The sequence below is a fragment of the Paenibacillus glucanolyticus NBRC 15330 genome, assembly GCF_004000885.1.
GTDB lineage: Bacteria > Bacillota > Bacilli > Paenibacillales > Paenibacillaceae > Paenibacillus_AQ > Paenibacillus_AQ glucanolyticus.
Map to the genome: position 1 here is coordinate 21092 of NZ_BIMC01000018.1, position 23278 is coordinate 44369.

20 protein-coding genes and 1 other annotated feature are annotated in these 23278 nt (G+C 50.9%); all 20 genes read right to left on the reverse strand.

All coding sequences use genetic code 11. The features are described 5' to 3' along the window. Window positions 1-663, reverse strand: a complete 663-nt coding sequence (locus tag PGL02S_RS21520; protein WP_006208805.1) for a septum site-determining protein MinC — start codon at window positions 661-663, stop codon at window positions 1-3. 83 nt (window positions 664-746) lie between these two features. Next, window positions 747-1271 carry a rod shape-determining protein MreD gene (gene mreD / locus PGL02S_RS21525; protein ID WP_006208804.1) on the reverse strand — a complete coding sequence of 175 codons (525 nt, stop codon included), beginning with the start codon at window positions 1269-1271 and terminating at the stop codon, window positions 747-749. 1 nt (window position 1272) lies between these two features. Next, window positions 1273-2148 (reverse strand): rod shape-determining protein MreC, encoded by an 876-nt coding sequence (gene mreC, locus PGL02S_RS21530; protein ID WP_006208803.1) that lies wholly within the window; start codon window positions 2146-2148, stop codon window positions 1273-1275. Between the two features lie 58 nt (window positions 2149-2206). After that, a complete protein-coding gene (locus PGL02S_RS21535; RefSeq protein ID WP_036641401.1) occupies window positions 2207-3241 on the reverse strand; it encodes a rod shape-determining protein in 1035 nt (344 codons plus the stop codon). A gap of 38 nt (window positions 3242-3279) precedes the next feature. Next, window positions 3280-3969 carry a RadC family protein gene (gene radC, locus PGL02S_RS21540; RefSeq protein WP_006208802.1) on the reverse strand — a complete coding sequence of 230 codons (690 nt, stop codon included), beginning with the start codon at window positions 3967-3969 and terminating at the stop codon, window positions 3280-3282. Between the two features lie 85 nt (window positions 3970-4054). Beyond that, complete coding sequence (locus PGL02S_RS21545) at window positions 4055-4666, reverse strand: Maf family protein (protein WP_036641398.1); 612 nt, start codon at window positions 4664-4666, stop codon at window positions 4055-4057. 25 nt (window positions 4667-4691) lie between these two features. Continuing rightward, the gene (locus PGL02S_RS21550) at window positions 4692-4934 is read right to left on the reverse strand and encodes a DUF4321 domain-containing protein (protein ID WP_006208800.1); all 243 of its coding nucleotides are present in this window, start codon (window positions 4932-4934) and stop codon (window positions 4692-4694) included. A 127-nt stretch (window positions 4935-5061) separates the two neighbouring features. Continuing rightward, window positions 5062-6378, reverse strand: coding sequence for an SPOR domain-containing protein (locus PGL02S_RS21555; RefSeq protein ID WP_036641431.1), 1317 nt, complete (start codon window positions 6376-6378; stop codon window positions 5062-5064). Between the two features lie 208 nt (window positions 6379-6586). Continuing rightward, a complete protein-coding gene (gene murC, locus PGL02S_RS21560; RefSeq protein WP_006208798.1) occupies window positions 6587-7963 on the reverse strand; it encodes a UDP-N-acetylmuramate--L-alanine ligase in 1377 nt (458 codons plus the stop codon). Between the two features lie 6 nt (window positions 7964-7969). After that, complete coding sequence (locus PGL02S_RS21565; protein ID WP_172964070.1) at window positions 7970-9346, reverse strand: bifunctional folylpolyglutamate synthase/dihydrofolate synthase; 1377 nt, start codon at window positions 9344-9346, stop codon at window positions 7970-7972. A gap of 33 nt (window positions 9347-9379) precedes the next feature. Continuing rightward, window positions 9380-12049 (reverse strand): valine--tRNA ligase, encoded by a 2670-nt coding sequence (locus tag PGL02S_RS21570; RefSeq protein WP_036641396.1) that lies wholly within the window; start codon window positions 12047-12049, stop codon window positions 9380-9382. Between the two features lie 111 nt (window positions 12050-12160). Further along, window positions 12161-12457: a binding site (T-box leader), on the reverse strand. Window positions 12458-12701: 244 nt separating this feature from the next. Continuing rightward, complete coding sequence (locus PGL02S_RS21575) at window positions 12702-14060, reverse strand: LysM peptidoglycan-binding domain-containing protein (protein WP_051449246.1); 1359 nt, start codon at window positions 14058-14060, stop codon at window positions 12702-12704. A gap of 170 nt (window positions 14061-14230) precedes the next feature. Beyond that, on the reverse strand, window positions 14231-15133 hold the full coding sequence (locus PGL02S_RS21580; protein ID WP_036641392.1) for an RluA family pseudouridine synthase: 903 nt from the start codon (window positions 15131-15133) through the stop codon (window positions 14231-14233). After that, window positions 15130-16425, reverse strand: coding sequence for a glutamate-1-semialdehyde 2,1-aminomutase (hemL, locus tag PGL02S_RS21585; RefSeq protein ID WP_006208793.1), 1296 nt, complete (start codon window positions 16423-16425; stop codon window positions 15130-15132). Before hemL ends, PGL02S_RS21580 begins: the two co-directional genes overlap by 4 nt. Before the next feature lie 33 nt (window positions 16426-16458). Further along, on the reverse strand, window positions 16459-17460 hold the full coding sequence (gene hemB / locus PGL02S_RS21590) for a porphobilinogen synthase (protein ID WP_006208792.1): 1002 nt from the start codon (window positions 17458-17460) through the stop codon (window positions 16459-16461). Window positions 17461-17511: 51 nt separating this feature from the next. Next, window positions 17512-19068 (reverse strand): uroporphyrinogen-III C-methyltransferase, encoded by a 1557-nt coding sequence (cobA, locus tag PGL02S_RS21595; protein WP_036641391.1) that lies wholly within the window; start codon window positions 19066-19068, stop codon window positions 17512-17514. A 4-nt stretch (window positions 19069-19072) separates the two neighbouring features. Further along, window positions 19073-20029, reverse strand: a complete 957-nt coding sequence (hemC, locus tag PGL02S_RS21600) for a hydroxymethylbilane synthase (RefSeq protein WP_036641390.1) — start codon at window positions 20027-20029, stop codon at window positions 19073-19075. Window positions 20030-20031: 2 nt separating this feature from the next. After that, window positions 20032-20688, reverse strand: coding sequence for a precorrin-2 dehydrogenase/sirohydrochlorin ferrochelatase family protein (locus tag PGL02S_RS21605; RefSeq protein WP_036641387.1), 657 nt, complete (start codon window positions 20686-20688; stop codon window positions 20032-20034). Window positions 20689-20695: 7 nt separating this feature from the next. After that, entirely contained in the window at window positions 20696-21526 is an 831-nt protein-coding gene (gene ccsA / locus PGL02S_RS21610; protein ID WP_036641385.1) for a cytochrome c biogenesis protein CcsA, read from the reverse strand. Window positions 21527-21544: 18 nt separating this feature from the next. Continuing rightward, entirely contained in the window at window positions 21545-22951 is a 1407-nt protein-coding gene (gene hemA, locus PGL02S_RS21615) for a glutamyl-tRNA reductase (protein WP_036641382.1), read from the reverse strand. Window positions 22952-23278 lie beyond the last annotated feature (327 nt).

Sequence of the window (23278 nt, forward strand, 5' to 3'; positions counted from 1 at the left end):
CTACACCCCTTTAAACACATTAAAATCCCGACCCAAACGTGAGATGTTGCTGATCTTGTCGATCTCCATGCTTCCATCCTTCAAATACGCAAACTCCATGACCGTCTCCCGCGTCTCCCATTCATCCGGCGGTCTGCTGATCATCTGGGAAATACGGAGCTGGGTAGGGGCAAAATACGATGCTGCTATAATGGCTTCTTCGTTGCCGTCAACACCGGCGTGCGCAGTGCCGCGCAGGGCGCCCAATATGTAAATATCACCGGTACACGAAATCGTTCCGCCGGGATTTACATCACCAAGGAACAAGAGATCGCCTTCATGATGCAATACCTGCCCGGAGCGAACCATCCCCGTCTTAAGCGTAAGCTTCTCCACTAGCGACAGCTCAGACTCAAGCGGCGGCGACTCTACATTACGTATCAGCAGGTTGCCCTTTTGCTTCAATATGTCAAGAATCGTCTGTTTCTCTTCTTCGGAAATTTGCCTGGAACCGAGTTTCACATCCACATGAATAATCGGTCCGGTCAAAATATTCTGATGACTGTGCTCCAGCTTGTAGCGCAGCTCACCAAGCAATTCTTCCAGCTCGCACTGGTCGTCAAGCAGGAATACCAGGCCATCTTTGATGCCCTTAATCGTTACATGATTGGATTTTACAGCCATAAGCCTGTCCCTCCCATCCCTATACATTTCGCGCTCAAACCTTCAAGTTCCTGCTAGTCTAGTAAAATGTCATAATGGAGGGTTCAGGATGCCTTCCTTCTCTGATTCTTTGTAATCAGCTCAATCTGCTTGCGAAGGGGAACGTAAATTGCCAGAGCAAAGGCAAAGTGAACAAGGAGATTGGGAAGCATATGATGGAGCAGCGACCAATTATAAGAGGTCGGATTGAGTCGAAATATCTTATATATGCCAAAGAGCGTGCTGTCAAACAGCAAACTTCCCAGAATGACCACCGTCATCATCATAGGCAAAGGCGCCCGGGGGGATTTAAACACCAGTCCCACCAGATACGCGGATATGCCCATTGCAAACGAATACGTGCCAATCATCTCACCGTAATACACGATATCGTGTAGAATACCAAACACCAGGCCGAGCACGAGCCCGGTATGGCGATGGTAATAGATTGATACAAAAAATAAACAAACCAATACGAAATTCGGATAAATCTGAAGCTGCAGCGAGCTTGGCGTTAACCAGAAAACCACCGTTCCCTGCAGAATGAACAACACGAACAGCAACAGGAGTAAAATCTGCTTGCGCGCCATCTTATTCAGGCTCCTCAGGCGTAAACACAACGGTCAGGTATTTCCAGTCGTCAAACTTGGCCGCCGGTTCGATGGTAGCCGTTCTGCTCTGGCCGTATTGGCTAACCTGAACACTCTTTACCTTACCAATAATCAATCCTTGCGGAATCACGCCTCCGGCACCGGATGAAATGATTTTATCTTCAGGCTTAATCGGATCATCTTCTGTAATACGCGTCATAAGAAGCGTGTTGGTCTTCTCGTCGTAGCTCTCAACCATGCCAAACGTTTTGTCTTCTTTACCCAATGCGGTTACCGAAATTGGCTGCGGATTCGGATCCTGTGCATCCATCGTTGTCAACAGCTTCACCGTGGAGGTGAAGTTGCTTACGCTGCTGATGATGCCAACCATGCCATCCACTGTGGTTACCGACATGTTTACTCTAACTCCGTCGCGTTCACCGAGATCGATGACAAGCGTTCGGTTGTTAGGGTCTGAATTCACGCTAAGTACTTGAGCGGTTCGATATTCGTATTTATCTCTATTTTTCTGGTTTTGGGTAAAACGAAGTTCTTCCTTCAGCGCCTCGTTATTCGCTTTTATGCTGTTATAACTCGCACTCTCACGTGAATACTGAGCAACCGCCCGGCGCAGCTCTTCATTCTCTTCATAAATTTCCTTCATGTTCCGCACGTCTTCAAAGAAACCCGCTATATAGGCAGCGGGCTTATAAAACACACTTTGCACAAAACCTACCGTATCTTTGACGAATTTTTCGGGCCAAGATAAAGAAGCTCTCGGGCCGAGCGTAAATCCCATAATCGCGATAAACGCTACCAGCCCGATGAGCATAATAAACAAACGCTTATTGCCCAGCAGCTTAAACAGTTGCAACACCCTCTAACTTACTGTTTTTCTCTCCCAACATTAGGGGTTTACACTTATCTTCAGATGTCTACCTTCTAGAACGGACGGCAGAGCTGCTCCGGGATTTAAACAGATGAATGTTCTCGAGCGCTTTGCCTGTACCGATTGCTACACAATCCAGCGGATTCTCGGCAACAATCACCGGCATGCCCGTCTCTTCGGCAAGCAGTTTGTCCAGGTTACGAAGCAACGCGCCTCCTCCTGTAAGTACAATTCCACGATCCATAATGTCCGCAGCAAGCTCGGGAGGACATTTCTCCAGGGTTACCTTAACCGCTTCAACGATAGCATTAATGGTATCTGCCAGTGCTTCACTAATCTCATCTGAAGTAATCGTAATGGTCTTCGGCAGGCCCGTAACCAAATCGCGGCCGCGGATTTCCATCGTTTCCACCGTCTCCAGCGGCATAGCAGAACCTACTTCCATCTTGAGCTGTTCGGAAGTACGTTCACCAATCATCAAGTTATATTGACGTTTGATATACGAAATAATAGACTCATCCATCTCATCGCCCGCAACACGTACGGAACGGCTGGTTACAATACCACCCAGCGAGATGACAGCCACTTCGGTTGTGCCTCCGCCGATATCAACAACCATGCTGCCTGTCGGCTCCCATACAGGCAAGTCCGCACCGATTGCAGCCGCGAATGGCTCTTCAATGGTGTAAGCTTCGCGTGCGCCCGCTTGCTTGGTAGCATCTTCAACCGCACGCTGCTCAACCGCTGTAATACCGGAAGGAACACATACCATCACATTCGGATGACGCGGGAATATGGAACGCTGCTTCTGCGCCTGACGAATAAAGTATTTAATCATTGTAGCCGTGGTATCAAAATCGGCGATGACGCCGTCTTTCATCGGGCGGATCGCACGAATGTTGCCCGGTGTGCGTCCAATCATCTTCTTAGCCGATTCTCCTACTGCTTCAATGCTCTTTGTATCTGTACGCAGAGCAACCACGGAAGGCTCTCTAACGACAATTCCTTTCCCACGAACATAAACCAGCGTATTTGCCGTCCCCAAATCGATTCCCAAATCTTTCGTAAAACCACCTAACATGATGTATCTCCCTTTCTTCGTCAATCTGAACTATTATATTACATCAGGCCCCGTTCCTTCAAACTTACAAACGATCCATCCCCTATGATCAGATGATCCAGCACTTCGATCCCGACAATTTGTCCTGCCTCCACTAAGCGTGTAGTCAGCGATATGTCTTCCGGGCTGGGCGTCGGATCTCCGCTAGGATGGTTATGCGCACACACCAGGGATGCACTGCTGCATTTGATGGCTGCTCTGAACACCTCGCGGGGATGAACGATGGAAGCGTTAAGGCTCCCCATCGATAACGTTTCCTGGGCAATGACATGATTTTTCGTATTTAAAAATACACAGACAAAATGCTCTTTCTGTAAATAGCGCATCTGTTCACTGAGCAGTTCTGCCGCGTCATGCGGACTGCGAATAATAACTGGCTCTACATGTCTCGATGCGGCCAAGCGCCGTCCAAGCTCAATGCCAGCCTTCAGCTGAACAGCCTTAGCGGTTCCAATTCCTTTAATTTGCGTAATTTCCTCAATGCTAAGATCCACGAGTTGCCGAATACCGCCTGCTTCCCCCAGCAGCCGCTGGGCTATATGTACGGCAGATTCCTGGCGGGTCCCGGTCCGAAGCAATATCGCCAGCAATTCTGCGTGGCTTAAAGCGCTCGCCCCATACTGCATCATGCGCTCTCTTGGTCGTTCATCATGGGGGATGTCGCGCAGCAATAGCGTTGGCGACTCCATATATTCCCCTCTTTTCTAAGATTTAAATCAGCAGGCCAGCCAAACCTAAGGATATCCCTATAGTCCGGATGCCGTTGTTCTATATCTATGAATCGGTTAGTACATCCATCCCCATATCAGACAGCATGTCCGAGAGCAAAGAAAGCGGCAGACCGACTACGTTAAAATAGTCGCCTTCGATTCCTTCCACGATGGTTGCACCCAGGCCTTGAATCGCATACGAGCCTGCTTTATCAGCAGGTTCCCCGCTCTTTACATAAGCCGCGATCGCGTCATTGCTTAACGATTTCATCTTTACGGTTGTCACACGGTGAGAAACCTGATTACGACCTGATCTCAGATCGACACAAGCCACACCCGTGTATACGAAGTGAGCCCGTCCTTGAAGCATGGACAACATCCTTGCCGCGTCAGCCTGATCCGCCGGTTTCCCAAGAACATGATCATCTACAACTACAATCGTGTCGCTTCCCACAATGATACCATTTTCCGGATCATCCGTCAGCTTGCGCAGTACCGCTTCCGCTTTACGCAGTGCCAGTGATTCCACAATTCGCTCTGGCGACCACCCTTGCGGGGTGTCCTCATCTGCTTCACTGGGCATAATCTCAAAAGGGATACGAAGGGAGGCAATCAATTCCTGACGCCGAGGAGAGGTGGAAGCCAAAATAATACGGCGGTTTCTCTTCTCATTCAAGGGGGATAATCTCCTTTGTCATGTCTTAGAGTCTGCGGTACAGCCAAACGGCAGCAATAATGCCAAGCAGGCTGAGCAGGCAAACTTTAAGTTCAAGGTTAATGTCATAACGAATAATGTCAAAATCAGCTTGAGGCGACCACTTGATTGATGTGGAAGACGTTAGAAAGGACAGGGCTTTAACAGGCAGAAGCGCCTTGGCAAGCCATGATCCGGTCAGCCACCCCAGCAGCAAAAACAAGATGAGCATTCCTTTGTTTTTCTTCATGCATCCTCTTCCCTCGCCATATTTTGACACCCTAATTATTATACGGTGAATCGATAAGCAATACAAACAGAAATCCGGCATGGGGAACTATTTCCAATTCCACGCCGGATTTTACGTTAATTTGAATTTATAGGCCATCCAGGAGTTTCTTTTGACCCATGACATAGTTCATCATGCCTGTTTGAATCTCCCACAAATGCCCCTTGGATTGATTTTTGTTATATTCAGAGAGCGCTGTGATCGAGCTGTTCATCGACTGCTGCATGGCCGGCAGCACAGCCCCGGTCTCAGGACCCAATCCTGCCGAAAGCTGCTGCACCGATTGGATCCACTGCTGATGCAGATTCGTGATGGTGTTCATATGGTCTGCCGCAACGGCTCCCGCCTCCTGCATCCCCAACAGGGATGCCGAAAGTTTGCTAAGCTCCGATACCAGCTTGCCGCTTATCGTAAAATAGTCCGTCAACGTCTGCTCTTCACCGCTAAAAGAGGCAGACTCTAATTGAGGCAGCGATATCTCTCTTACATATAATTCAACGCCTTCAGCCTTCAACTGATTGCTGAGCAGCTTGGCCTGCTCGCGGTCCGGTGAGATGCCTGCATAAACGCGGTTCTCCTCATCCAGGTCCCCTCCCGCTGCAATGCCCGATTGCAGCAATTCCCCCTTCGCTTGCTCCGCCCGCTCCGGCGTGCTGAATACGCCGTATTGGAGCATATAGAAGGCTTGCCCCGGGAATTGAAGCGCCGTTTGGGGCAGATCAGACGACAAGGGCGTCACCGTTCCTTCGGATGGATCAGCCGGTGTTTGATTGACTACGTCATTACCTTCAATCTGCTCGGAAACCGTGTCCTCTCCCGCGCTCCCGCCGTTAAACATGGACAAGACCATGTATCCGAACAACAAACCCGTAATAACAGCTGCGGACACAGAAACAGCCATCTTCCAGAAGGACGTTGGTTTGCGCGAACGATAATAACCGTAATCATCGGCAGGAGAATCATATAGACCGGATTCCGGTCCAAGATCCCAGTTGGAATTATTCGTCCCGCCGTCCCGCCCCCCGGAATAATCGTGCTCGTGGGGATGGTGGAGATCCTCATCCAGTTCCGGATATGTATCTGTATACTCAGGGGTATCACTCTGATACCAGCTGTTTGAATGATCAAGCCGTCGTCTCTCCTCAGCCAGTCGCCCCTTGGTCCGGTTATTACGCGATTGCCGCCAGTCTTGATCGTTTACGTCGAAGGCATGCCCGTCCTCCTCTTCCTGCAGCGGCGGTACAATGCGGAGGTGATCCTGTTTGGAAAGATTGGGGTCATAGACTTGATCCTTGTGTCCTGATGAAACCCTTTGACTCAAATCGCGTTCCTCATGCAAAGGTTCTTTGCTCCGATCCTTAGGCGGATCGTGATCGAAACGAATCGTCATCCGTGCTTTGTTCATATCCACACACCTCACTTGTCCTTCTACACCTAGCTATATGATCAAGCTTGGCAACTTATGAGTGTGCAGATAAAACAAACGGGCTAATCAGGAGATAATCCCGATTAGCCCGCTTCAAAGTACGACATACAGCCGTGCCTTCACTCAGACAACTGAGCAATCCCCTGATGCGGTGAAGCAGCAAGAGATTGTGCGCAAGAAAGATAAATCACTTCTTGCCTTTAATGGAATCTGCCAAGGCAGCTCCAACCTTCCATATATCGCCTGCGCCCATCGTGAGCACAAGATCGCCTTCCTTCACACGGTCTTTGAGATCGTTCAAGACGTCTTCCTTGGTAGGCAAATAACGAGCACCCGCATTGCTGTTCTGGACAATCAGCTCCACCAATTTTCCAGAGCTGATACCCTCGATCTGCTTCTCGCCGGCAGGTGAATAAATGTCGGTAATGATCACTTCATCCGCTTCACTAAACGCGCGGCTAAACGCATCCAGAAGGAAAAAGGTCCGCGAGTACCGCTGCGGCTGGAATACGGCGATAATCCGTTTACCCGTAGCTTTTGCAGCACTGATCGTTGCCTCTATCTCCGTCGGGTGATGCGCGTAATCGTCAATTACCAGAATGCCATCTGCTTCGCCAAGCACCTGGAAGCGGCGTTTGGCTCCATTGAATTTGACGATAGCCTCTACAATCGCTTCAAACGAGATTCCGCCCTTCAAGCAGCAAATCACCGTCGCCATTGCATTGTAGACATTATGTTTACCTGGTACGGACAGCTCCACAGTTCCAAGCTCCATTCCGTTATGAAGCATCATGAAGCTAACTTGCCGGTCTCCCAGCACCAGGTTGGTTGCCGTATACTCCGCATCCGAATGAATGCCGTATGTCGTTACGTTACACTTGAGATCAGGCAAGATGGCCTGAATGTTATGATCATCCGCGCAGACCACGGCCGTGCCGTCTGGCTTGATCTGGCTTAGGAACTGCACATAAGCAGCCTTAAGGCGATTGAAATCCCCCTCATAGTTCTCCAGATGATCAGCCTCTATATTCAGTACAACGCCCAGCCACGGATGATATTGAAGGAATGAACCGTCGCTCTCATCCGCTTCGGCCACCACATGCTCGCCCTCACCGGCTTTGGCATTCGTGCCAACGTTCATAATTTCCCCGCCGATGATAAACGTCGGATCAACACCGCATTCCTCCATCACAAGCGCAATCATGGACGAGGTAGTTGTCTTGCCGTGTGCGCCTGCTACCGCAACCCCTTTTCGTTCGTTCAAAAGACGTGCCAGCATCTGCGCACGGTGCAGAACAGGAATGTTCAGCTTCTCGGCTTCCACCCGCTCCACATTGTCTTTGGACAAAGCCGTTGAGTAAACCACAAGGTCTGCACCCTGGACTTGCTCTGCGGTATGTCCAATGTATATTTTGGCGCCCTTGGCCGCCAGCTTTTCTGTCAATTCTTGCGATGCCACGTCAGAACCCGTGACTTTGTAACCCATCTCCAGCATGACTCGTGCAATGGCGCTCATCCCGTAGCCGCCAATTCCGATAAAATGAACATGTTCTGATGTATTCAACAGATATCACCAACCTTTTTCAGAATCGGAAAGGCCCAGGAGGTTGGAACGCACGTCGGCAATCAGGTACAACGTGCCCGACACCACCCCAAGATCCTCCGCTTCCGTCCGTGACTTCAACTCTTCAAGTGCGTTTTTCCAATTTGGTTCTATGATGATTTGCAGTGTGTGTTTGGCATATTTCTCCCTTACCTGCTCTACGATGTCACCAAGCGCCTTGGCGTCCAGTTTCTTCCGGAAATCCGGTTCAGTCAGGATAAGCGTATCCACTATTGGCAGTATATGCTGCAAATACGATTCATGATGCTTATTTGCCAGTATTCCCATCATTAAGTTCAGTTTCCGGTACTTATAGATCTGCGGCAGGCTTTTAGCCAAGGATTCAGCCCCTTCGGGGTTATGCGCGCCATCGAGAACAATTCTTGGAGAAGACAACACCTGTTCCAGTCTTCCCGCCCAGAAAGTCTCTTTAAACCCGGTACGCAATTCTTCCTCATCCACGATAAAGGCCATATACTGACGAAGCACTTCCAGTGTCATCATGGCAAGCGCGGCATTGGCGCATTGGTGCTCACCCAGCATCGAGATGGCAAGATCCATATCCCGAAACGGTCCGTGGAAATGGAAGACCTGACTTTCCTCATCCCCATGCAATCGTGCATAAGAGAATTGATCATTGACGAGATACAGGCTTGTGCGGTTTTTCTCCGCCGTTTCCTTCAAAATTTCGACGGCTTCCGGCTGAGTTACCGTACTCACCACAGGGACTCCAGGCTTGATAATGCCCGCCTTCTCCCTGGTGATCTCCTGAATGGTATCGCCCAATACGTCGGTATGATCCATTCCGATGTTCGTGATCACCGAGATGATAGGGTGAACAATATTGGTCACATCAAGCCGACCGCCAAGCCCCGTCTCCCATACCACGACGTCCGGATAAACAACCTCGCCATAATACAGTATCGCTAGTGCCGTGGACACCTCAAACATTGTAGGCGACCCCAGCCCCGTCTCTGTTACTTCAGCCACAAGCGGCTGCAGTCGATTAGCGAGCTCAAGCAGCGTCTGTTCCGGTATGTCCTCGCCGTTAAACTGAAACCGATTGGTAAACTTCGTAATATAGGGAGAGGTATAGGTACCTACCGTGAATCCCCCTTGAAGCAGCACTTTTGTTAAAAAAGCGCACGTCGAGCCTTTACCGTTCGTTCCAGCCACGTGAATAAATTTTAAACGACGCTCCGGATGGCCAAGCAGCTCCATCAATCGCAGAATTCTATCCATGCCAGGGCGGATTCCAAACGGAATCAGCCCATTAATCCAAGCCACCGCTTCCTCATAGGTTTGGAACGGAGCCGCCACTGCAGCTGCCGATTGATCACCCATCGCTCTCACCTTCTGGTCCAGATTCATCTTGCTTCAGCCTCTCAATTCTTCGATGCGTGCAATAACTTTACTGCGTTTGTCTGAGTAATCCACAAGCTTCGCGCGTTCTTCTTCAATCACCTTCTCGGGTGCTTTCGACACGAAGCCAGGATTGTTCAGCTTCTTCTCCACACGCTCGACTTCACTGTTCAAGTGCTGAATTTCTTTCTCCAGACGCGTGATTTCTTGAGCGATATCAATCAAACCGGAGAGTGGCAAATACATGTCAACCCCTGTAACCACGGCGGTCATGGCTTTATCTGGCGCCGTCAGCTCAAGTGAGGATTGATACTCCGACGTGTTGCAGAAGCGGCGGATATAATCCGCATTGCGATCGATGATGCTGGCGATCTGCCCGCTCACCGGTTTTAGTTGCAATTCAACTTTTTTGCTCATCGGTACGTTCACTTCCGCCCGGATGTTACGTACAGCGCGGATAACATCCATGAGCAGGTTCATTTCGGTAACGGCTTCCGTGTTCTCGAATGCCGGATCATAGGTCGGCCATGAAGCCAGCATAACCGTCTCTCCCTCATGCGGCAGATGCTGCCAGATCTCCTCGGAGATGAACGGCATGAACGGATGGATTAGACGCATCGTGCGGTCCAGAACATAAGCAAGCACCGATTGCGTCTTTTTCTTGGCCGCTTGATCTTCCCCGTACAGGGACAGCTTCGCAAACTCAATATACCAGTCGCAGAGATCATCCCAGATGAAATTGTAGAGCAGTCGACCGGTTTCGCCAAATTCGTAGGCATCAATTAGACGCGTAATGTCGCGGGAAGTTTCGTTCAGGCGGTGCAAAATCCACCGATCCGCCGTTCCCAGCTCACCGGAAATGTCGATATCTGCGGCGGTGAAGCCTTCTAAATTCATGAGCGCAAAACGCGATGCATTCCATATTTTGTTCGCAAAGTTACGAGCCTGCTCCACGCGTTCCCAGCGGAAACGAAGATCCTGACCCGGCGTGCTGCCCGTTGAGATCATATAACGCATGGCGTCTGCGCCGTACTGCTCGATAACTTCAAGCGGGTCGATGCCGTTGCCAAGCGACTTGGACATCTTGCGGCCTTCGCTATCCCGAACCAGGCCATGAATCAGGGTATCCTTGAACGGCATTTGATCCGTAAATTCGAGCCCCTGGAAGATCATCCGTGATACCCAGAACGGAATAATGTCGTAACCTGTTACGAGAACGTTGGTCGGATAATAACGTTTGAAATCCTCGCTGTCCAGATCCGGCCAGCCCATGGTCGAGAACGGCCAGAGCGCCGAGCTGAACCAGGTATCCAGCACATCCTCATCCTGTCTCAGATCATCCTTGCCAAGCTTCGCACGCGCTTCCTCTTCATTCATGGCAACAACCACTTCACCGGTGGACTCGGAATACCATGCCGGGATCCGGTGGCCCCACCATAATTGACGAGAGATACACCAGTCGCGTACATTCTCCATCCAGTGCAGGTAGGTTCGCTCAAACCGGTCAGGCACAAAGTTAACGCCCTTGCCGGATTTCTGCGCCTCTACGGCTGCCTGTGCCAGCGGCTGCATGTTAACAAACCATTGCGTGGACAGGTAAGGCTCAACCACCGCGCCGGTTCTTTCACTGTGACCAACCTGATGCACGTGATCTTCAACTCGAAGCAATACACCCGATTCCTTCATGTCATTCACGATTTGCTTGCGGCATTCGCTGCGGTCAAGACCTTGGTACTTGCCGGCAAACTCGTTCATCGTACCGGACTCATCCATCACCGTAATTTGCGGCAGGTTATGTCGCTGTCCCATCTCAAAATCGTTCGGATCATGCGAAGGCGTAATTTTAACGGCTCCGCTGCCAAAATCCTTCTCCACATACTCATCGGCAATAACCGGGATTTCCCGGCCGACAATCGGCAGTACCAGCGTTTTGCCAATCATGTCTTTATACCGCTCGTCTTCCGGATGAACAGCTACCGCTGTATCACCGAGCATCGTCTCTGGACGAGTCGTAGCTACGGTAATGAAGCCGCTGCCGTCTTTTAGCGGATATTGCAAATGGTACAAATGTCCATTGACCTCTTTGTACTCCACCTCAATATCGGACAATGCCGTACGCGCGGCCGGATCCCAGTTAATGATACGTTTGCCGCGGTAGATAAGGCCTTTGTCATAGAGCTTAACAAACACCTCGCGAACCGCTTCCGACAAACCTTCGTCCAGCGTGAAACGCTCTCTGGAATAATCCAGCGACAGGCCGATCTTGGACCATTGATCCCGGATCGTATTCGCGTACAGATCCTTCCATTCCCATACCTTCTCCAGGAACTTCTCACGTCCCAGATCGTAACGGGTAACACCTTCCTCGCGAAGCTTCTGCTCCACCTTCGTTTGAGTTGCAATGCCCGCATGGTCAGAACCAGGCAGCCAGAGCGCATCATATCCCTGCATCCGCTTCACGCGAATGAGAATATCCTGCAGCGTGAAGTCAAGAGCATGGCCGATATGAAGCATTCCCGTAACGTTAGGAGGAGGAATCACAATCGTGTAAGGCTCCGCGTCCGGACGTTTGCCAGCTTCAAAGAAGCCGCCTTCCTTCCAGTACGGATACCATTTTTGCTCGGCTGCCTTCGGATCATACGTCGTTGGCATTTCTAACTGGGATTGGTTTTGTTTTTGATCCATATTTTCGTACCTCCGTCACTGTTAATCAGTTTTGCCAACCAGAAATGTTTTAGCCTTGAGAAGCGGCCCATGATAGCATTTTTGGCATGAAACAAAAAAAGCCCCTCGTCCTCAAAGGACGAAAGACTGTTCTCTCGCGGTACCACCTTTGTTTCGTGCTTACGATTGTTTATCAACCGTTGTCCTCCCGTGAAGAACATGAAGGAGCGTCAAGCACGACACTTTACGCAGATAACGGCTGCGGCCGGCGAACCCTAACCAGGGTAGTAAACGATCCCTACTCTAACTCAAGTCCGCAACTCCGGGGCGACTTCGGCAAGCTGGTTCCTGCGGAATCTCACAGCGCTGGGTAGCAATTCCGCTCTCTGAAGGCCATACCTTCCTACTCTTCCCGTTCAACGTTGTTCTAGCTTTTGGAATACCTGTACATATACTATTCAAATATACCGTGGTTGTTGCATATAGTCAATATTTCGAGTGTTTCCGAAGAATTTAAACATCATACCTGTCCAATCCAAATATTATGACTTACTGAAAATACTTCCGTGTTAGCTCCCTCATTTGCTTCCATCCTTGTTTCTGTAAAACAAAAAAGCAGACCAAGGATTTCCCACCTTGACCCGCTTTCTTCTTGCACGATGAACCCCCTCGATTACTGGGGAATGTATAAGACCTGGCCTTCTTCGACATTCTGTTCAGACATGCGGTTGTATAACAAAAGTTCCCGCGGCGTCAGTTGATAGCGCTCCGCAATCAGATCGAGTGTCTCCTCACGCTGAACAATGCACATCCGTACCTTGCGGAATGGAGTTTCCTCATGTCGGTTGCCAAGGAAGAGACTTTTCCACTCCACATCCTCGGACGCAGCGGACTCCACCAGCTCTTCGGCTTCTTCTTCCTCGTCCCGAGCGGCTTGGTCCTGATCCTGCACCGTTCTGCTCGATTGAAGCAATGAAGAGAAACCTACGCCCGAAGTACTTGTGGTGCTGTTCTTTGTACTGAAGGCAACTTTCAGCTCCGGCTTCGTCGTGACCTCCTCGGGTTTAGCGGAGATTTCCTCGGCTATATCCTCTGAAGCCTCTGCCCCCTCGGCAAAAACAGGCTGAGCTTCTTCCGTTTCCGATGATTCCAGCACCGGTACGGCTTCCACCTCTTCGCCTTTGCGTTCAACAATGCCTGGGAAATCTGCTGCCGGTTCTTCCTGAACCGTCTCCGGCTGAGGCGTTACCCGCTCGAATTGCCATACACTTGGAATAGACGGCTCAGGCTCAGCTGCCTGAGGGATCGTTTCCGTCTCATTATGTAAGGCATATTCGACGGTGTCCCGGGCTTCCTGATCACTGGAGAAGCCTTCAGCGCCAGCTGGCTCTTCCGCATCCTGAATTTGATTCTCATACTCCGCCCAGGATGCTAAATACTGCTGTGTGCGCGCATCCGTCCCCGACACGTTGGCCCTAGACTGAGTTTCGTTAAAATAGGGAGGTGAAGCCGAATTTGTATCTTCACCAGCTCCTCCGCCTTGCAGCTGCTCATACGGATTGGCAGCAAACTGCTGCTCGCCGTTCGAATAGAAGTTAGGCGTTTCAGGAGCATGTACCACTGTGAATTCCTCATTGGCCCATACCTGATCCCGGGAACCCGGTGCCGCCGCCTGAATTCCTTTGAGAGAAAGAACCCCTGTAATATTCAAGCTGCGCTTGGATAGCAAATCTACATCAAAATTCTCAATCTCAACTGCGATGTCATCCAAAGAAGATACCCGGTTCAGCGGAACCGTGATCTCGACCGGAATCCAGTGCTCGAGCGGCTCGGTTTCTCCTGCTTCAGTGTCACCTTTATACAGGCCTGCGAGAAGCAGATGCCCCCGAAGTGTGGCCTGATCCTGCTGGCTGATCACCTGAATGTGCGGGATCAACTCCGCCTCTTCCAATTCTTCGATTCCCGGCAAATCTTCCGTTAAATTAATACGCTCGTAAATATCAAACCGCAATCCGTAGGACTGGTCAAACACGGGAATGTCCTCCTTTTTGGCATATACTATCCGTGATCTGTTATCACGGCATGAGCCTAAGTTTCGCCACTCAATTTATCTATATGCCGAAAACAGGAGAGCATGACTTTTTTGCGAATTGTTGCGTGAAAGTTACAGATTTATTCAGGATTTTGCAAAATCCTCTACCGTCAGGATCCCTCTATGATTAACTCTCTTAATTCCATCATGTCCTGAGGCCATGGGGCCTGTACCTCGACCCTCTCACCTGTTAGAGGATGATGAAACAGCAAGCGTTCACCATGCAGCGCCTGGCGCGAAAACAGTGCCGGTCCCCCATACAAGGAATCTCCCAGGAGCGGATGTCCCATATGACTAAGGTGAACCCGGATTTGATGCGTACGACCGGTTTCAAGACTGATATTCAACAAGCTGGCCCTCGGGTATACTTCAGAGAAGAGAATATGCGTTATGGCAGCCTGGCCGGTTAATGACACTCTACGGCGGCTTGAGTGATAACGGTCCTTGCCGATCGGCAGGTCGATCACTTTAAGCTCCTGTCCTACCCTGCCCTGTACGATAGCAGCATAAATCCGCACAATTTTCTTCTCTCGCATCGCTTCATCAAGCTTCAGCTGCGCGTATTCATTCTTGGCATACAGCACAGGACCGGTTGTATCCTTATCCAGACGATGAATATGCCGGACCGCCGTATGAATCCCCTCTGCTTCGTAATAAGCGGCTACAACATGATTCAGCGTTGTTTCCTCGCTCTCCTGATCGGGGTGGACGGCCATACCGGCCGGTTTGTTCACGACGAGACAGAACTCATCCTCATGCAATACGTGCAGTTCCTGCCATCTCGGTTTGATGCCGTAATCGCGATAAGGAAAAAGGACCAGCCGAAGCCGGTCCCCTCTCCATTGTATCCCTTGCTCATGGCGCAGCTTGCGATACAGCTTCTCGGGCATTCCGAACGTCTCGAGAAGCCACTTGGCAGCGGCCTGTTCCCGATCCGGCTGGCTCAACAGCACCTTGCCAGGTGTCAGTTCCAACCATTCGCCCCTTTTACTCCAGTTCCCCTTGTAACTCATAGGCTCTTGAAGGCGCTGCGGTTCGCTTCAATGGTGGCATCGATATCCTCCACCGTATGGGCTGCCGAAATGAACATGCCCTCGAACTGGGAAGGAGGAACGCTGACTCCCTCTTGAACCATGGCCGCAAAATATCGGCGGAACATATCCAAATCACTCGTCTTGGCCGTATCGAAATTCACCACTGGCGTATTCGTAAAGAAAGGACATACCATGGAGCCTATCCGATTAACGGACAACGGGATACCGAACTCCTTTGCATTGGACTCGAGTCCGGCCTGAAGCCGGGCGCCCCGTTCCTCCAGCTGCTCATAGACTGCCGGCGTCAACAGCTTCAAGGTAGTGTAACCGGCAGCCATGGCCAGCGGATTTCCGCTCAGCGTTCCCGCCTGATAGATTGGTCCTGCCGGAGCAATCTGGTCCATCAGTTCACGCTTGCCCCCGTAAGCACCGACGGGCAAGCCGCCGCCGATCACTTTGCCCAGGCATGTCAAATCCGGTGTGACACCATACCGTCCCTGAGCACAATTCAAATCGACCCGGAATCCCGTCATCACCTCATCAAAAATAAGCACACTGCCGTAATCGGAGGTCACCTTGCGCAAGCCTTCCAGAAATCCTGGAAGAGGAGGAACTACGCCCATATTGCCTGCTACCGGCTCAACGATTACAGCTGCGATCTCTTCGCCAAACCGTTCAAAAGCAAGCTGGACCGATTCAAGGTCGTTATACGGAACCGCAATCGTGCTAACAGCCACGCTTTCCGGTACGCCTGGACTATCAGGCAGGCCGAGGGTTGCAATTCCAGATCCGGCTTTGATGAGGAGGCTATCGGCGTGACCGTGATAGGAGCCCTCGAATTTGATGATTTTGCTGCGTCCAGTGTAACCACGCGCCAGACGGATAGCGCTCATCGTTGCTTCCGTACCGGAGTTCACCATCCGTACAACCTCGATCGACGGAACTCGCTCACAGACAAGCTTAGCCATCTCGGTTTCCAACAGTGTCGGGGCACCGAAGCTTGTACCCTTTGCCGCCGTCTCCTGCAGGGCATCAACGACCTCAGGATGGGCATGACCCATAATAAGCGGCCCCCAGGAACCCACGTAATCGATAAAGCTGTTACCGTCAATGTCATATACCCGGCTGCCCTCTCCACGCTCGATATAAATCGGTGTTAAACCCACAGACTTAAACGCACGTACCGGACTGTTCACGCCACCGGGAATGTATTGCTTGGCTTCCTCAAAAGCAGAACGCGACAAATCTTCTTTCCGAAAATCTTGGCTCATATTATGCACTCCTTACTCTTTAATCGTTAATCGTTACAGGCTGCGCATCCAGCGTGCCGCATCCTTCGAAAAATACGTAATGATAATATCCGCACCGGCGCGCTTCATTCCTGTAAGCAGCTCCATCACAATCGCCTGCTCACTGATCCATCCCTGCTGGGCAGCCGCCTTGATCATGGAATACTCGCCGCTAACGTTGTAGGCTACAATCGGCAGGTCGAACTGGTCTCTGAGCAATCTGACCACGTCCAGATAAGCCATCGCAGGCTTCACCATCAGCATATCCGCACCTTCCAGCACGTCCGTTTCTGCCTCGCGAAGGGCTTCCCTCACATTGGCCGGATCCATCTGATAGGTCTTCCGGTCACCGAACTGCGGAGCAGAATCGGCCGCTTCACGGAACGGCCCGTAAAAGGCCGAGGCGTATTTAACCGAATAGGACATGATCGGCACATTATAAAATCCGGCATCATCAAGCCCCGCACGGATCGCCTGCACAAAACCGTCCATCATATTGGATGGCGCAATGATGTCGGCGCCAGCTTTGGCCTGGGATACCGCCGTTCGTACGAGCAGCTCCAGCGATTCATCATTCAACACATCGCCGCAGGTGTGCCCGTCACGCTCGAAGGTATGCACCATGCCGCAGTGGCCGTGGTCGGTAAATTCGCATAAGCAGGTGTCCGCTATGACCAAAAGATCCGGGTACCACGCCTTTATGAGACGAGTAGCCTCTTGAACAATACCGTCTTCCGCAAAACCGGATGTGCCTACGCTATCCTTGGTTTCAGGTATACCGAACAGAAGCACGGCAGGTATGCCTAACCCTGCGATTTCATCCACTTCCTCTTTCAAGGTGTCCAGAGAAAAATGATAGACTCCCGGCATCGACGAAATTTCGTTTTTAATGCCGCTTCCGTAGGTTACGAAGATCGGCTGAACCAGATCCTCTGCATGAAGCACGGTCTCGCGAACCATGCTGCGAATGCCGGCATTTTGACGCAGCCGGCGATGGCGTACGATTGGAAAACTCATGGCGTAATACCTCCAAGTGATGTACTTTTGTTCATGTATATAAAAAGAATATTATTGCGAAGCACGCCGTGGATCGTCCTCGTTCCAGGCACATAGGGCACTTACCAGACTATCCACAGTCGCTTCTTCGGCAAGAAGCGATACGGACAGTCCCGCTTCCTCAGCCGTCTGAGCAGTCAATGGACCAATGCAAGCAATTGCCGATTGTTTCAGCAAGTCGGCAGGATGCGCTACGCCCATTCGCTTCAACAACTGGAACAGATTTGTGACCGTAGAAGAACTGGTGAACGTAACCGCATGGATGCCGCCCTCCTGAAGCAGCTTCAGCAGTTCCTCATCGTCTTCCCCGCACAGCACGTTCTCATAGGTCACGGCTTCGGTCACGTGCAGTCCCATATCCGCCAGCTTCTCCGGCAGCCACCTGCGTCCTAAATCCCCGCGAGGCAGCAGCACATGCTGACCTGGCTGGAGCTCAGAGCCGTAAGCATCAATAAGGCCTTCCGCCTGAAAACGCTCCTTGAGCACCTCGGCTGTAATGCCGTAATTGCCGAGGGCATCAGCTGTAGCCGGACCAACCGCAACGATGCGGGCAGCGGCCAAGGAACGAATATCCCGCCCATTCTCCTTCAAGTGACGGAAGAAAAACTCCACCCCGTTGACGCTGGTGAAGAACACCCAATCATACGTAGGCAGCTTGTCCAGCGCTTGTTGAATTCCGGCAAGTATTTCATCTGAGGAAGGCATTACCGTTTCGATAACAGGGAACTCATAGGGTTCTCCGCCCAAATCCTCAATTTGCGACACCAATGAGCTGGCCTGGCTTCGAGCCCTTGTGACCAGAATCCGCTTGCCGAACAGAGGCAGTCGTTCCGCCCACTTCAGTCGCTCCCGCTGAAGCACAACCTCCCCAACCACAATAACGGCAGGCGGCTGAAAATTCACTGCCTTGACCTTATCCTCAATGTCTGCCAGCGTTCCCGTCAGCGTATCTTGCTCTGCACGGGTTCCCCATCTAATAAGAGCCACTGGCGTTTCCGGCGATCTGCCGTGCTTGATCAGCTGACGGCTGATATAACCGATCTTGGCCACGCCCATCATAAAAATCAAAGTTCCTGTTGCATGGGTAACCTTATCCCACTGAATCATACGATCCAGCTTCTCCGGACTCTCATGTCCTGTAATGATGGATAAGGAGGAGGCATGATCGCGATGTGTCACAGGAATGCCTGCATAAGCCGGCACGCTGATTGCCGAAGTAATTCCCGGCACGATCTCATAGGAAATGCCATGACGGTACAACAGCTCCGCTTCTTCGCCCACTCTTCCGAAGATGGTCGGATCACCGCCCTTTAAGCGGACAACCGTCTTGCCTTCCAGAGCAAAATCAACCAGCAGCTGATTGATTTGCTCCTGTTTCATCGTATGCCGATCCGGAAGCTTGCCCACATAAACCTTCTGCGCCCCGGGCTTCGTCCACCGCAGCAACCGAGGGCTGGCTAATCGGTCATACACCACGACATCCGCCTTTTCAATACATTCCTTGCCTTTAATCGTAATCAGGCGCGCATCGCCCGGACCTGCTCCCACCAGATAAACCTTACCTGCCATCCCCTCAGCCCCTAACTTGTGCCAGAATCTTCTCCGCTCCTTTGGCTTTCAGCTTTGCAGCTACTTCCACTCCGAGCGATTCAGGGTCGGTTCCTTCCGCGCTTTCCTTCAATATGATCTCGCCGTCAGGAGAACCTACCATTCCTGTTAATTGTATAACGTTTTGTTCTCCGCGGGAATCTCCTGTGTCCACATTCTTCAGGATGGCATAAGCCCCAATAGGCACTTGGCATCCACCGTTCAGCTCGCTTAGAAACTTGCGTTCAGCCGCAACGGTTCTTGCGGTGACCTCATCGTTATAAAGTGACAACAGATGCAGGAGCTCCGAGTCATTTTCACGGCATTCAATGCCAAGTGCGCCTTGGCCTACGGCAGGCAGACTGATTTCAACCGGCAAATGCGAAGTGATCCGGTCCTCCCAGCCCATGCGCTGGAGGCCTGCGGTCGCCAGAATGATGGCCTGAAATTCGCCTTCCTCCATTTTGCGAATACGGGAATCGATATTTCCCCTAATCCAATCGATCTGCAGGTCCGGGCGGTATGCCTTAAGCTGACTGGAACGACGCAGACTGCTCGTCCCCACCTTGGCACCTTGAGGCAGGTCATCCAGCGTCGCTCCTTCCTTGGAGATCAAGCAGTCACGAGGGTCCTTTCTTGCCGGCACCGCGCCGGATACCAGACCCTCGGGCAGAACAGAAGGCATATCCTTCATGCTGTGAACAGCCATATCAATTTCCCCGTCCAGCATTGCTTGCTCGATTTCTTTAACAAACAACCCCTTGCCGCCTACTTTGGAGAGGGTGACATCCAGAATGCGGTCGCCTTTGGTGACGATTTTCTTGACGGTAAAGTCATAATCCAAACCGTGCTCCTTCGCTAAACGCTTCAAATCATCGATAACCTGTCCCGTCTGTGTCAGTGCGAGGGCACTTTGTCTACTCCCAACCACAATTGTGCGCATCTTCATTCCTCCTGATTGTTCTCGATCCATAGCTTGATTTTGTCCGAATTCCAGGGTACGTAACCTCCGCGGCGAATCTCGCTCAGGACATCCATGCGATATACCTTGTCGAGCAGCCGCCTGCGTACTTCTGCAGACTCTACCTCTTCCCTAATCATCGAACGCATCCTGTATAACAAATCCAAATAGTCCTCATACTCAGGCCCGAACTGTTCTTCCAGCCGCTCACGAATATCGTGTGAAACCTTCGGCCCCGCTCCCGATGTGGATATAGCCAGCGTAAGCCGTCCCCGACGCATCACGGTCGGATAAATAAACGTTCCGGCCTCGCCGTTACTGGCTACATTGGCTAATATTCCAAGACTGTCGGCATCCTCTGCAATCTTCATGTTGAGCTGGGAATCATCCGTCGCAGCGTGAACCAGAAAAGCCCCGTCCAAATCATTGGGCCTGTACTTTCTGTCCGTCCATTGAAGAACCTTGCTCTTGGCTAAGCGTTGAAGCGCCTCGCTTCTTAATACAGGGCTTACAATATGTACGCTTGCCCCGGCATTAAGCAAGGTGAGTGCTTTGCGCTCCGCCACCTTGCCACCGCCGATAATCAAGCATGAACGTCCTCTGCAATTCAACAGCACGGGTACGTATTCATCATACGCCATTCTGCCATCACACTCCTGACCAACTGTGGAAAGCGGACCACGCATTCAAAAAAAAGTTCAGGATGATAAATCCATACCCGATTAATGCCCATATGGCCGCTTCCCTGCCCGATCTTCTCCATAAACGGCGTTTAACAAAATAAACGATATACATCGCAAGTGCCGTCAGTGTAGACAGTACCTTGATATCCAGAAACAAGGTCCAGCGTCCTGCCATTGCCACCGACATCGCCGCTAAAATGAGCGACGCCACCAAAATAATTGTCCCGGCCATCAGCGCTTTATACGAATAAATATCCAGTTTCTCCAGGCTTGGCAGCCGGCGCATCGTATCGTTCCACTGCTTGTGCTTCAGCTTCCGATGCAAAAACATATAAATCGCTGCAAACACAGCCCCAACGGTTAATGCAGCAAAGCTGACACTTGCCAGGGCGATATGGACCAGCAGCAGACGATGCTCCGTCTCCCAGCTGTACATGGCGTTGTCTCCTGTCGTGAACCATAACCGATTGATCAGCATGACACTGAACCCTACAAGGTTCATCAGCAGGACGGCGAATTCCGAACGCTTCATGTAGGCCAGCGCAATCGAAGTAATGGATATGCAGAATGCCAGTAGGAAGAGAAAATCAAACAGCGTAAATACCGGAAAGTGAAGATGTCCGCCTTCCATGGCTCGGATGCCGATTCCGGCAGATTGAAAGAGTGCTGTAATGACAAGAAGCCCTGTGCCTATCCGCTTCGCCACCGAATTGCGTGAAATGCAATCCGAGATATAAAACAGAAGGCTCAGGGCATAGATACAAATGCCGGTGATATAAATTATATTTAACAGCATGGGATGAACTCACCCTCCTCAAAGGGTGGCTGGGGCCAGAGAGACCTTAAGCGGTTTCTCTTCTGCCTGCTGATCTACAGCATTCGGTATCCGTTCAGCTTTAACGGGTGCAGCTGCTTTCTTGATGTTGCTGCGGGCTTCCTGCTCCTTCTCTTCGATCAGGCTTTCCAGCGCAAAGATTTGTGAAAAATACTCCAGTGCTTCTCCGCCCTGCTTGCCGCCCGTCATTTCTTTGATCCGGTTAATCGGATCATGCATCATCTGGTTGACAATGCTCTTGGTCAACCGACGAATGACTTTCCGCTGGCGTTCGTCCAGTTCCGGAAGCTTGTTGAACAAACTTTCCATCGTTTCTTCATGAATAACATTGGATTTTTCCTGCAAGGCTCGAATCGCCGGTCTGACACCGAGCGTCTTCAGCCATGTGTGGAATGCCTCCATCTCCTCTTGAATCATCACTTCAATCTTCGCTGCTTCCACACGGCGCATTTCCATGTTGGTCTCTACGATGCCTTCCAGATCATCAATGTCATACAAGAATACGTTGGACAGATCCCCAACCGTCGGATCGATATCCCGGGGAACCGCAATATCAATCATAAACAACGGACGGGACTGACGTTTCTTCATGCTCTCTTTAACCCGCTCCGCATTCAGAACATATTCATTAGCTCCCGTTGAGCTAATCACAATGTCGACGTCATTCAGTGAATTTACAGCCTCGACAATTGTGCACGGCGTGCCTTTGAACTTGCGGGCTAACTCCTCCGCACGGCCGAGCGTGCGGTTGGCAACAATCACTTCTGCAGCTCCGTTGGCGTACAGATGTTTGACCGTGAGCTCGCTCATTTTGCCTGCGCCGAGAATCATCACTTTTTTATCGTTAAATGTACCAAAAATCCGTTTGCCCAGCTCAACCGCAGCATAACTGACAGATACCGCACTCTCCCCAATCGATGTTTCGGAATGAGCACGTTTGCCAAGCGTAACGGCCTGCTTGAATAACATATTAAACCACGTACCGGTCGCTTGATTCTTCTGCGACGTCAAAAAAGCATTACGCACCTGTCCTAGGATTTGCGTCTCTCCAATGACCATGGAATCCAGACCGCAAGTGACCTTAAACAGATGGGAAATTGCCTGTTCGTCTTCATATATATAGAGGTGCTGTGTAAATTCTTCACGATTAATGCCGAACCACTGTTCCATGAAGCTGCGGATAAAGTAGCCGCACATATGAAGGCGGTCTACCACAACATAAATCTCAGTACGGTTGCAGGTAGCGACAATGACGCCCTCCAATACGCTCTTGGTCGAATTAAGCTGCTGTAACGCCTCAGGCATGTCTTCATCCGAGAATGTAAAGCGTTCTCTGACCTCCACAGGCGCCGTGCGATAGTTCAACCCAACAACGACGATGTGCATTGCATGTTCACCTGCCTATTTCTCCGAGTAGTTTTGCCGTTCACAACGGACTGTCTTGACCTTGTTCATTATATCACAGTATGCTGAGCACTCTTGTCTATTTTATGAAATGTTTATGAAATCCCCATACTTCATCATTCCATTCATAAACATTCTTGACTGTTCCGTAACACCTTACTATTGTGGATAGAGAACACTTGATATATACGTGTAATTTCTTCGAAAGCGGCTTTCAGAGGAATGCGTTTCGTTTTTTGTCACGCTTACTCGTCTCTTCAAAATAAATAACCATGGAAACATCCATGGTTATCAGTATACACATTTTTT

Excerpts from the sequence above, each read along its gene's own strand:
- PGL02S_RS21520 (WP_006208805.1), bottom strand. The coding sequence starts at position 663 with ATGGCTGTAAAATCCAATCATGTAACGATTAAGGGCATCAAAGATGGC.
- mreD (WP_006208804.1), bottom strand. The coding sequence starts at position 1,271 with ATGGCGCGCAAGCAGATTTTACTCCTGTTGCTGTTCGTGTTGTTCATT.
- PGL02S_RS21535 (WP_036641401.1), bottom strand. The coding sequence starts at position 3,241 with ATGTTAGGTGGTTTTACGAAAGATTTGGGAATCGATTTGGGGACGGCA.
- radC (WP_006208802.1), bottom strand. The coding sequence starts at position 3,969 with ATGGAGTCGCCAACGCTATTGCTGCGCGACATCCCCCATGATGAACGA.
- PGL02S_RS21550 (WP_006208800.1), bottom strand. The coding sequence starts at position 4,934 with ATGAAGAAAAACAAAGGAATGCTCATCTTGTTTTTGCTGCTGGGGTGG.
- PGL02S_RS21555 (WP_036641431.1), bottom strand. The coding sequence starts at position 6,378 with ATGAACAAAGCACGGATGACGATTCGTTTCGATCACGATCCGCCTAAG.
- PGL02S_RS21565 (WP_172964070.1), bottom strand. The coding sequence starts at position 9,346 with ATGGGTGATCAATCGGCAGCTGCAGTGGCGGCTCCGTTCCAAACCTAT.
- PGL02S_RS21570 (WP_036641396.1), bottom strand. The coding sequence starts at position 12,049 with ATGGATCAAAAACAAAACCAATCCCAGTTAGAAATGCCAACGACGTAT.
- PGL02S_RS21580 (WP_036641392.1), bottom strand. The coding sequence starts at position 15,133 with ATGAGTTACAAGGGGAACTGGAGTAAAAGGGGCGAATGGTTGGAACTG.
- hemL (WP_006208793.1), bottom strand. The coding sequence starts at position 16,425 with ATGAGCCAAGATTTTCGGAAAGAAGATTTGTCGCGTTCTGCTTTTGAG.
- hemB (WP_006208792.1), bottom strand. The coding sequence starts at position 17,460 with ATGAGTTTTCCAATCGTACGCCATCGCCGGCTGCGTCAAAATGCCGGC.
- cobA (WP_036641391.1), bottom strand. The coding sequence starts at position 19,068 with ATGGCAGGTAAGGTTTATCTGGTGGGAGCAGGTCCGGGCGATGCGCGC.
- hemC (WP_036641390.1), bottom strand. The coding sequence starts at position 20,029 with ATGCGCACAATTGTGGTTGGGAGTAGACAAAGTGCCCTCGCACTGACA.
- PGL02S_RS21605 (WP_036641387.1), bottom strand. The coding sequence starts at position 20,688 with ATGGCGTATGATGAATACGTACCCGTGCTGTTGAATTGCAGAGGACGT.
- ccsA (WP_036641385.1), bottom strand. The coding sequence starts at position 21,526 with ATGCTGTTAAATATAATTTATATCACCGGCATTTGTATCTATGCCCTG.
- hemA (WP_036641382.1), bottom strand. The coding sequence starts at position 22,951 with ATGCACATCGTCGTTGTTGGGTTGAACTATCGCACGGCGCCTGTGGAG.